A 10,997-nucleotide genomic window follows, 5' to 3' on the forward strand; every position below is an offset into this window, starting at 1 on the left:
GACCCGTGTCACGGATGCTGTAACGGATCTTACATTCAGGAGAAATATGATGAAAAAACTGACGATTTACCTTTCTGTCCCCCTGTTACTGGTATCAGCATTGTCTGCGGCAGCCACGGCATCCCCGCCTGATGACCATGGGCCCTTCCCTGCGCCGGGCATGCACAGCGAGCGACCACCTCTGCCCATGCCCGTATATGCAGTCACCGAAACTACATCAGCGCCGGTCGACACGCTGAAAAATCTCGTCGCGCAGCTGCCGCAGGCTGACGCCGGTAAGTATCAGGTGCGTATTGAAATATTACCACTGCCTGCCAAACCGCTGATACAAGGCCCTGAGCATTAATCTGTCGCTCCCGCGGATAGTTACCGCAATTCAGCCACGGCTACAACATCAGGATACTGCTTCAGCAATCACCCGCCCGGCACAGGGCGGGTCAGTCACAAGACTTCCCGCCTGCCCGCTCAGAATAAGACAACAGCCATCGCAGATTACCCTGACATAGTGGCGGCCTTCAGAGAAAACGACTTTTTTAATTCTGCTGACCAGGGCGACACGATGTACAGGATTACCGGGGGGCTGACGGACAGAGATATAATGCTGACAATCACACTCAGGAATCAGGTAAAACAAGCCTGTGCTGGCTATAACCAGACTCCGGCCGGAGATGCTGAACTCAGCACAGAAAACTATAAAAAAACTGTCCGGCTTATGTGGCCGGATGGTTACTGTCGAGAACAGCGATTAACGAACGAAAAGCCGCTCTGGCAACCTGCTGCGGATCCTGAGATTTCAGATGATCATTAAAGACTTCTAATCCTATCGGTCCCTGATAATCCTGTGCGGAAAGATAGTCGATCAGCGTTTTCAGGGGGAACACACCCTCACCCGGTAACAATCGTTCATGACGGGCAATACTGGTCAGATGTTGCCGTTCCGGTATATTTTCGGCATCGGATAGCTGGACCAGAAATATTTTATCCATCGGGATACCCTGCAGATCAGCAGATGTTCTTTGTAACGCGAAAATATGGAATGCATCAATCACCAGCCCCAGGGCTGGTGAATCAATTTCCCGTAAAATAGCCATTGCCCGGGGAAGCGTATTAATAAAAGTACTCCAGCTCATTGCTTCATACGCAATACGCAGACCCCGTTGCTCTGCCTGTGCCACCAGCCAGCATAAATCCGGCAGGATCTGCTGCTGCTGACATGCAGCATCGGTATTCGCTGGCACCAGTACAGTACCAGCACCAAGACGTACCGCAGTATCCAGAATGTCCAGTGCCTCCCTGCGCTTATTATCACGCTGCGACTCCGCGGCCCCGTCAAAATCCAGCAGTACCTGATAGTCGGTCAGTGACAGGTTAAGTTCTGTCAGTTTCTGTTTTACCTGATCGGCATCCCCCTCCGCTCTCCGGATATCCTGTTGCCATAATTCGACTTGCATAAAACCAGCATCTGCCGCCGCCTGCAATTTCTGTCCGGTCGACCCGCCAAGTAAAATAGTGTTAATAAACAATGTATTTTCAGAAAACACCGTATCTCCTCCGCAGGATATCGTTTTACTCATACAATATTGCCGATAAAATACAAACCACCGACAGTACTTCATCCATAACTATAGCAGGCTTATTAACTGGCACTGGAAGGGAATATACCGCTCCGGAACGGACGGTGGGCGAAAAGTCATTTTATTGCCGGGTCAGGTGCTCACCTGAATGAGCACCTTTAATATGGTAGCCGTTACACAGAATGACTGACAGGCACTCTGACAGAATATTCCGTTTATTTCAGTGTAGACATATCCACAACAAAACGATATTTCACATCCCCTTTTTTAAGACGTGAAAAAGCGTCATTAATCCGGGCCACATTCACCAGTTCAATATCAGCAGTGATATTATGCTTCGCACAAAAATCCAGCATCTCCTGTGTTTCATGGATACCGCCAATATTAGATCCTGCAAAGCTGCGGCGTCCTTTGACAACATTAAAGGCTGCTATCTCTATAGGTTCAGCGGGTAAACCTACCAGTACCACACTACCATCAATCGCGAGTAGTTTAAGATATTGGTTAACATCATGACTTGCTGAAACAGTATCAATAATTAAATCAATTTTACCCGCATATCGCTTCATCTGCTCAGTATCAGTCGTAAGCACGGCATCATCAGCACCAAGCCGTTTCGCATCAGCAACCTTTTGCTCTGAGGTTGTTAAAACAACGACTTCTGCAGCTAATGCTTTAGCGATACGAATCGCCACATGCCCCAGCCTGCCAATCCCCAGTATACCCACGACTTTTCCAGGACCTGCCTGCCAGTGCTTAAGTGGCGAATATACTGTAATACCAGCACATAACAGTGGTGCTGCTGCAGCCATATCCTCAAAATGGGGCATTTTCAGGGTATAGCTTTCTTTACAGACATAAGTCTGAGCAAAACCACCATATGTCATCCCTCCCAGATATTTATCGGGTGTATTAAAGGACAAAACAGTACCGTGTTCACAAAACTGCTGCAGATCACGTTCACAAGCAGGGCAACTACCGCAGGAATCCACGATACAACCCACAGCAGCATAATCTCCGGGTTTAAAGTGAGTTACGCTGGCACCAACCGAAATCACCCGGCCTACAATTTCATGTCCGGGAACCATCGGAAAAACTGATGCACCAAAATCATTATCAATCTGATGAAGATCAGAATGACAGATACCACAATACATGATTTCAATTTCTACATCATCAGCGAGTAAACCACGACGCCTGATTGAAAACTCTCTAAGCGGACTTTTTTCAGCTTTAGCACCAACGGCTTTCACAGACTTAATCATAATATCTCCGTCATCATCAGGTTATTAATTTTTAAATTAGCAACCCCTGTTTCTGTTGGGTATACCTGCAAATAGATTAGCCTTATTAGTTTTACTCATAAATATATTATGTATTTATTGTTTACCCCTGACACTGATGGCTGATATTGTATTTATTCATCGCCAAGAAAATCTGATGCAGTGAGCGATAGACTGGTATCTAACACCGCAGCTTTACACGTAAAATTTCGCACCCTGAATTCCGAAAAATATAATTAGCCATATAACCAAAAAGGCGAAAATTAATTTTTTAAATATACCTGTAAAAAATACTGCCCCTGTCCCTTTTACAGATCGCGGAGGATTATAAAACCAGGGAATGAAAGACCGGCTATCAAACATTGTTTACGGTAGCGCGCAGTATCATCGGCAAAATACAGCGATTCACTCTCCATATGAGTAAAAACGAAAGAGGTAACTTATGGCTGAAGTTATTGTGGTAATTGGCAGTGGTTCAATTGCACAGGCTATCGCAAGACGAGTCAGTAGCGGAAAAAAAATCCTGCTCGCAGATATCAATCGGGAAAATGCACAGTCAGTCTCAGCGCAGCTGAAAAAAGCGGGTTTTGATGCCAGTGCAATACATACTGATGTGCGTTCCAGAGAGTCTATACAACAGTTAGTCGCTGCATCGGTCGCTGCCGGCGAAATTAAAGGGGTAATTCTGACCGCCGGACTTTCTCCTTCACAGGCAAAAGCTCAGGATCTGCTACATGTTGATTTATACGGCAGTGCCGTGGTGTTTGAAGAATTTGGAAAAGTGATTGCCACAGGCGGATCATGTGTCGTTCTGGGTTCACAATCCAGTCATCGTTTGGATTGTGATGCACTGTCACAACAGACTGCCGATCAGCTGGCAACCCTGTCGCCGGAAGAACTGACAGAACTGCCGTGGATAAAAGCAATTGATGACAGCCTGTACGCCTATCAGATCGCAAAACGGGGGAATGCTTTACGTGTAATGGCTGAAGCAGCAAAGTGGGGTAAACGCGGCGCACGGATAAACTGCATCAGTGCAGGAATTATTTTTACTCCACTGGCTTATGACGAACTGAATAGCGCCGAACGGGGCGAGTACTACCGAAATATGTTAGAGAAGTCACCCGCCGGTCGCGGAGGTACTCCTGATGAAATTGCTGCTCTGGCAGAATTTATGTTTGGCCCTAATGGGAGTTATATCAGCGGCAGCGATATCCTGATTGACGGTGGTGTAACTGCCTCAGTACGTTATGGTGACCTGAAGACCGGCTAATCTTCCCTTCACCTGCAGTCCTCCGTTGCTCCCGTGACGGTACTCTGCGATTATGCCGGCCGGTTGCCAGCCCGAAATGAGCCTTTTTTCGGGCCGTTTACCCCGGCGCCTGCCCCGTAACAGGACTATCCGGAGTAAATTCTGTCATCAATTGGCATTATTGAAGATGAACCTGCGAGTCTGCCCAAGAGCCGATCAAAACCGACGGATTTATCATCACAAGTGGCAGGCAGCTTCAACACAGGTTAAACAACAGTGAAATAACTGATGTAAATTATTGTTCTTACTCATTTTTCCCTCGATATGTTTAAAAAAAATTATCACTTATCATTAAACTATTTCCACACTAAACATAATGACTTCAGGTATTAATTTTGGGAAATGACTTGCTTCTTCTGCTGGCCATTATTCTGGCCGGCGTTGCCGTTTACTTTGGTTTCTCCGCATGGAGAGAACGGGGCAGACAGCGCCGGACCTTTCGGCGATAGTACTTTCACAGCCGCAGCAATGCGGCTGCTAGCAAAAGATTCACCAGCCGGGTCTCTGCCCCTGTTCCGTGGCTTCTGATTCCCCCCTTCCGCCTGCTTGCCGGGTCATCGTCGCTGTATCCGGCGTCCTGCCATTATCCGAGGAAAGATTAACTGCAGAGGTAATCGTGCAGTTTTATTTTATAGTACTAAACTTAAGTAATTGCTTAAGTGGCTTCTGTTACTTTTATTACATAAGCATATATATCAAAACGTTAACTAATATATTGCTAATATAAGGTGACCTTAATGTTAAATTTATTTTACGTAAGACCCCGACAGGAACGCCGTGTTTTTTCATCTGTGCTGATTGGTATCGTTGCGGGGGTTATTTCCGCACTGGTTAAGTCTGGTTTTGAAACAATGATCCCGCCAAGAACGGCAGCTACCCTCCCACCGCCGCTGGTATTACTGGAAAAACTGGGTGTCCATATTGATACCCTGACCTATCAATGGATGGGATACAGCATTAACTGGGGCGGCAATGGCGTGCATATTTTATTTTCTGTGGTTATCGCCATTGTCTACTCGGTACTGGTCGAATATCTCCCGAAAGCCCGGCTGTTTCACGGGGTCGCTTTTGGTGTGGGCGTGTCTGTATTCGCCCATGGTCTGATAGTACCGCTGCTCGGCTTATCTGGCTGGTTGTGGATAGCCGGAAGTCAGGCGCTGATTTCTGAATTTGTCGGCACTGCATTTTGGATCTGGACTATCGAAGCCGTCCGCAAAGATCTGCGCGGTAAATTATAATCCCCGCCACCGACTGGCCGGGCTTCTGACAAACAGGCGGCGGGATAATTTGATGACAATCACGGAACCACCATTGCGGGTTTATTCTGTGCTTTGTTTATCCCGCCACGTTATCCGCAGACAACAGAAGCTGGCGGTTTTTCAGGACGTTCTGCTATTCATTAAAAACATTGATTATTTTATGTGAAGCATAAGAGACCCGAACAATACCGGATAAAAACAATAATTACCGGATGACTCTTCCGGCAATAGAGTCACTGTCGAATAAATTAATCACTGCTGCCACAGCATAGCTGTTATCCGCGAATACAGCACCGGTGTTATTTCTTATAATCAAAAAATTAAATTTAATTGTTAATGATAAATTATTGAAAAATAAAATAAATTACACCCTGATAATTATTAACAGATTAAATAAATCAAATAAAACCTGAGGTGGTGATCACTGCCAGACCGCTGCTCACCCTTCCCCTCCCCCGGTTCAACCTTTAATTAATAAAATAATATTACCTGACACTGTTTCAAATCACTGCCCCAGAAAATCGTCCGCCACAACCGGAATAATGATTATTAAGTATTATTTTAGTAACCTGGAAAATACCTGTTGGCGGCATCCGTTAAAAATAACCAGGATAATAAAAGGCATCAATTAGCCAACAAAAAAATGGTTATTTCATTACAAAGTAACGCGTGATTAATAACAACATCCCGTAACATTGCAAGGGCTAATATATATATGCTTTCCCGTAGAAATCTGCTTAAAACCGGATTGTACCTCACCGGTTTCGCCGCCTTTACCCCGGCCCTTTCCCGGGCACTGCTCCCGTCACAAAACAGTGATAACACTGTTTTTTATAAACTTTCCCTGCTGTTAACCGGACGAACTCAGCTGAGTCAGTTACTGAGCCAGCGGGCCTTAACCTGTCTGGCAAAAGAAGACTCTGATTTCCCCGTAAAACTTACCCGCCTGATACAGGCGATGAATGCCGCGAACATTACCCGGGCTGATCAATTAAATGGTCACCGGATTATGTCGGTGACGGAAACCGGGGATACGGTAAAAAAAATCATCTCTGCATGGTACCTGGGTTTTACCGGCACTCCGCTGCCATTAAGAGCCACAGATAATACCCGGTTTGTGACATATACCGATGCAATGATGTATGCCCCGACCTCAGACGCAACGGTTATTCCGACTTATTCAAGAGGACAGACCAACTACTGGGTCAGACCGCCAGTCACGATTTTAACTGACTAATAAATATATTGATTTTAATGTGAGATAAAAATGAATACCCAATATGATGCCGATGTTATTGTTATCGGTTCCGGTGCCCTGGGCAGTAATGCTGCTTATATCCTCGCGCAGAAAGGTCATTCTGTGATTATTCTCGAAGCCGGAGAACGGATCCCGCGCTGGAAAATCGTAGAAAACTTCAGAAATTCATCAAAAAAAGGAAATTATAACTCACCCTACCCTGATATGCCCTGGGCGCATCACTCTTATAATGAACAATATATCGAAAATACAGGGTCATTTGATTTCCGTCCGGGTATGCTCAAACTCGTAGGCGGAACCACCTGGCACTGGGCCTCAGCATGCTGGCGATATTTGCCCAATGATATGAAACTTAACTCTCTTTATGGTGTAGGCCGGGACTGGCCCATCGAATACAGTGAACTTGAACCTTATTATCAGAAAGCAGAGCAAGCGCTGGGAGTCTGTGGCAGTGACTCCGATGACCAGAGTGGCCAGGGCGGTAACCCCTTTCCTCCGCGATCTAAACCTTACCCGATGGAACCCGAAGCTGAAACCTACCTGTTCCAGCGTCTGAAAGCCCGCCTGAGTCCTGCCGGCTACCACTTTATTCATGAGCCAAACGGTCGCGCTACCAGACCCTATGACGGCCGTCCTGCCTGCAGCGGCAATAATAATTGTATGCCTGTCTGTCCAATCGGCTCGATGTATAGCGGGGAGCTGCACGCACTGCATGCTGAACAGGCTGGCGCGCAACTTCATACAGATGCTACCGCCTGGAAACTAGAAAAAGGCCAGGAAGGTAAAATAGTGGCTGTCCATGTGCGCAGTTCAACCGGTCAGGATAAAAGACTCACCGCCAAATATTTTATCGTCGCGGCACATGGTCTTGAAACACCAAAGCTGTTGCTTATTTCTGACGTCGCTAATAGTTCTGATCAGGTCGGTCGTAATCTGATGGATCACACGGGGATGGGACTGCAGTTCCTGGCTGATGAACCTGTATGGCCTGGCCGCGGAGCCGTTCAGCAAGGCGGTATTTTTAATTATCGTGACGGTGAATTCTGTAAAACACACTCTGCAATCAAGCATGCTATCTCGAATAATGTTCCGAATATGGCTGTCGCTCAGCGTTTAATCTCTCAGGGGGTTGTCGGTCATAAACTGGATGAGCAAATCAGACACCAGGCGGCCCGCTGGGTAGATATTTCAACAGTATTCGAGATCCTGCCACACGCGACTAACACAGTCAGACCCAGTAAAACGCGTAAGGATGCCCTTGGGATCCCTATGCTTACCGTTCACTATGAAGTTGATAACTATGTAAAGGCCGGCCGTGAGGTCGTGGTTAAGGATTATCAAAAGTTTGTCAGCCTGATGGGGGGTGAAGTGGTGGAAGATAATACCGGATGGCAAAACCGTGACCACCTGATGGGCTCAGTTATTATGGGCGACCATCCTGAAAACTCAGTAGTAAATCATGAATGCAGAACCTGGGATCACAGTAATCTTTTCCTGGCAACAACCGGGGTTATTCCGGCTTCAGGCGTGATTAACCCCACCCTGACTGGTGTTGCTCTCAGTATCCGCGCAGCCGAAATTATTGACCGTGAAATCTGAGTACAAAATATGATAAACATAAAAAAGACTATTTTAACGGCAGGCGTTCTGTCTTTCAGTTTACTGATACCTTTATCCGTCTGTTCTGCAAATAATACGACTGAGCAATTAATCACAAAAGGTAAATATATCGCGGTCGCGGCTGACGGCAGTCATCTTTATCCGGCAATGCCATATACCGCATACCATGCAATGACCGATACCGACCTGCATGCGCTCTATAGTTATTTTATGTATGGTGTGAATCCTGTTGATAGTGCTCCGGAAGAAAAAACCAGCCTCAGTTTCCCTTTTAATATCCGTCAGTTAATGTGGGGATGGAACCTTTTATTCAGCAGTAACCAACCGTTCCGGGAAATCACTAATTCGCCGCCTCAGGTTAACCGCGGGAAATACCTTGTGGAAGTACTCGGGCATTGCAGTACATGCCACACGCCACGTAATCTGATGATGGCTGAAGATAAAAGTAAAAACTTGTCCGGCAGCCCTCTCGGCGGGTGGTATGCACCAAATATTACCCCCGATAAGGACAGCGGTATCGGTAGCTGGAGTCAGCAGGAAATAGTGGTTTATCTCAAAACCGGACATATCGCAGGTAAGGCCAGTGCTGCAGGGCCGATGGCCGAAACTGTTGAGAATAGTTTCCGATACCTTAGTGACAGTGATCTGAACGCCATTGCCACCTGGATTAAGCAAGTCCCTGTCATTACTACTGCACCTGCATATCATTCCGCAATACGTCCCCCGCTCACGGATATAAATAAGGTTATAAGCGGACAGGGGGACCAGGCATCCCTCGCAGACAGCACAACAACAGATGGGTCAGAACTTTATAACGCCGCGTGTGCCAGCTGTCATGGCATAAATGGCCAGGGGACTGCCGATCATTTTTACCCTTCGTTGACCAGTAATTCTGCAGTATCTTCGCCGACAGCACAAAACCTGGTGATGACCATCGTCGAAGGACTTAACCGTAAAAGCAGCGACGGTGATGTCTCTATGCCGGCTTTTGGTAAACAACTCACAGATTCACAAATAGCCTCTGTTACCCGCTTTGTCCGTTATCAGTTCTCCGCAATTGATGACAAAATCACTGCACAACAAGTCACCGGCTGGCGCAATGGCGGTGATACCCCTTTCATCGTTAGCTATATAAACTATTTTATCGGCCTCGGAGGACTGGCGGTAGTGGCCGTATTTTCACTGATCATCTTCTCTGTAAAAAAACGCAGACAATAACCCTCAGCAACTGCATATTTATAATATGCAGTTGCCCTCAGCCTTTATTTCAGAATAGTTGTTAACGCCTCTGAAAATACATTGGGTGGCATGGAGTGATATCCAAAACGTATTTTCCCGGAGCGTAAAGTGCAACACTGGCGAAACTGTTACTGCCTTACAATATGACTGTGGCAGCCGTTGCGCAGATGGAAGCCATATCGGAAGCGACCCTGTATAACGGGCGTAATCAGGAAAAATCAGAGGGGAAACCGGTGCCAGACGCAGAGAAAAACAGTAAACAAGAGATAACCGCGGATCAGGGCGAACCACAGGCAAATGTTATATGCTGAAATAAAAGAAAAAACAGACCAGAACGGAGATAAAGGCAACAAAAAATGGTGCCCTATAGGATTCGAACGTAATTACTATCAACATGTTTTATATTGATAAAATTGTTTTCGATAAATATTGTACCAACATTTATACCAACATATAAGTTTGTTAAAAAATGCAACCCATTATCGCTGGGCAAGCATGCCAGGATAATGCCTTGCGATTATATCATTCATTTTCTCTATTAACTCCGGTCGCTTAAAAACCAAATGAGCGGTTCCCTTCTGATAGTAACGAATGCTGAAAAACTCATCTTCGTAAACGTCCTTAGCCGGATTATCACGAATATGCTCCATCAACCGGGTTGAGATATCGCCACGGTTGTAAGGGATCGGTTTACCATCCAGCAGAAACAGCATTCGTTCCAAATCCGCCAGTTGATCCCGTCGCCAACCCCAGTTAAGGCTAAAGCCCCAGCGGTTATGCGTCACCAGATTGTTAATGATGATCTTCTTACCGAAGCAGCAGGGACTATTGGTTTTGTAATCCCATGACAGACCTTTGAACACGTTGATGATCCCACGCTCAAAGACATCCGTTTTGTTCAGATGTAGCAGCTCAAAAGTACTGAGAATAGTCGCTTCGCTGATCGCAGGAAAGTCACCCTCCTCCAGGTTCTTGTGCCACTGGTCGCGAGCCTGTGCATCCATCAAGGCCATCATGCCGGACTTCAGCATCAAATCGCGCCAGATACTGCGGTCGATATTGCGGGTGATAGCAGGCATTGCTTTATCCGTCTTTTCGGTCAGCCAGCTATCGTAGCGGTGCCCGGATTTCATCGCCCAGTCTGGCGCCGTACCTCCACCAATCTCTGAGGTCAGTAGTGAAATGGCATCAAGCTGATGCATGAGTTGTTCAATCTGTTTAAGTGCGGAATCGCGACCAGTCACCACTCGTTCGATGCTGGTCGAAAGGATAAGTTCGTTATGACCTGTTAATACTGCGGGTTCTGTATGCATCATTAATCGTCCATAAAAGCAAACACGCCTGTCGGGAGTGGCAGGCGCATTGTGCGATGAATAAAAAGGTTCATCGCGTTTTACCGGGGAACGCTGCTTTTATCTTCAGGAAGAAGTATTCATTATCCCGGTATCCATA

Annotated in this window: 10 protein-coding genes; 7 read left to right on the plus strand and 3 right to left on the minus strand. The window is 46.5% G+C overall.

Annotated elements, in window-relative coordinates; genetic code table 11:
* Positions 1-46: 46 nt before the first annotated feature.
* The gene (locus tag JK211_RS09495; RefSeq protein ID WP_212708431.1) at positions 47-346 is read left to right on the plus strand and encodes a hypothetical protein; all 300 of its coding nucleotides are present in this window, start codon (positions 47-49) and stop codon (positions 344-346) included.
* Between the two features lie 364 nt (positions 347-710).
* On the opposite strand, the gene JK211_RS09500 is transcribed toward JK211_RS09495, so the two are convergent.
* Complete coding sequence (locus JK211_RS09500) at positions 711-1,574, minus strand: sugar phosphate isomerase/epimerase (RefSeq protein ID WP_249212907.1); 864 nt, start codon at positions 1,572-1,574, stop codon at positions 711-713.
* 215 nt (positions 1,575-1,789) lie between these two features.
* The gene (locus JK211_RS09505) at positions 1,790-2,836 is read right to left on the minus strand and encodes an NAD(P)-dependent alcohol dehydrogenase (protein WP_371734607.1); all 1,047 of its coding nucleotides are present in this window, start codon (positions 2,834-2,836) and stop codon (positions 1,790-1,792) included.
* Positions 2,837-3,299: 463 nt separating this feature from the next.
* Here JK211_RS09505 and JK211_RS09510 point away from each other — a divergent pair, with 463 nt between their 5' ends.
* The 6 genes from JK211_RS09510 to JK211_RS09535 all read left to right on the plus strand — a co-directional run bounded on the left by JK211_RS09510 (position 3,300) and on the right by JK211_RS09535 (position 9,524).
* Entirely contained in the window at positions 3,300-4,130 is an 831-nt protein-coding gene (locus JK211_RS09510; RefSeq protein ID WP_212708433.1) for an SDR family oxidoreductase, read from the plus strand.
* 386 nt (positions 4,131-4,516) lie between these two features.
* A complete protein-coding gene (locus JK211_RS17075) occupies positions 4,517-4,618 on the plus strand; it encodes a small membrane protein (protein WP_371734608.1) in 102 nt (33 codons plus the stop codon).
* Between the two features lie 288 nt (positions 4,619-4,906).
* Positions 4,907-5,407: a DUF1440 domain-containing protein gene (locus JK211_RS09520; protein WP_212708435.1), complete on the plus strand. Its 501-nt coding sequence runs from the start codon at positions 4,907-4,909 to the stop codon at positions 5,405-5,407.
* Between the two features lie 736 nt (positions 5,408-6,143).
* Entirely contained in the window at positions 6,144-6,665 is a 522-nt protein-coding gene (locus JK211_RS09525; RefSeq protein WP_212708436.1) for a sugar dehydrogenase complex small subunit, read from the plus strand.
* A 30-nt stretch (positions 6,666-6,695) separates the two neighbouring features.
* Positions 6,696-8,285, plus strand: a complete 1,590-nt coding sequence (locus JK211_RS09530; RefSeq protein WP_212708437.1) for a GMC family oxidoreductase — start codon at positions 6,696-6,698, stop codon at positions 8,283-8,285.
* Between the two features lie 9 nt (positions 8,286-8,294).
* Positions 8,295-9,524, plus strand: a complete 1,230-nt coding sequence (locus JK211_RS09535; RefSeq protein ID WP_212708438.1) for a cytochrome c — start codon at positions 8,295-8,297, stop codon at positions 9,522-9,524.
* A gap of 500 nt (positions 9,525-10,024) precedes the next feature.
* Here JK211_RS09535 and JK211_RS09540 read toward each other — a convergent pair whose 3' ends face one another.
* Positions 10,025-10,858: a DUF4942 domain-containing protein gene (locus tag JK211_RS09540; protein ID WP_212708446.1), complete on the minus strand. Its 834-nt coding sequence runs from the start codon at positions 10,856-10,858 to the stop codon at positions 10,025-10,027.
* Positions 10,859-10,997 lie beyond the last annotated feature (139 nt).

Origin of the sequence: Tatumella sp. JGM130 (genome assembly GCF_018257525.1) — a bacterium.
Taxonomy (GTDB): Bacteria; Pseudomonadota; Gammaproteobacteria; order Enterobacterales; family Enterobacteriaceae; genus Tatumella; species Tatumella punctata.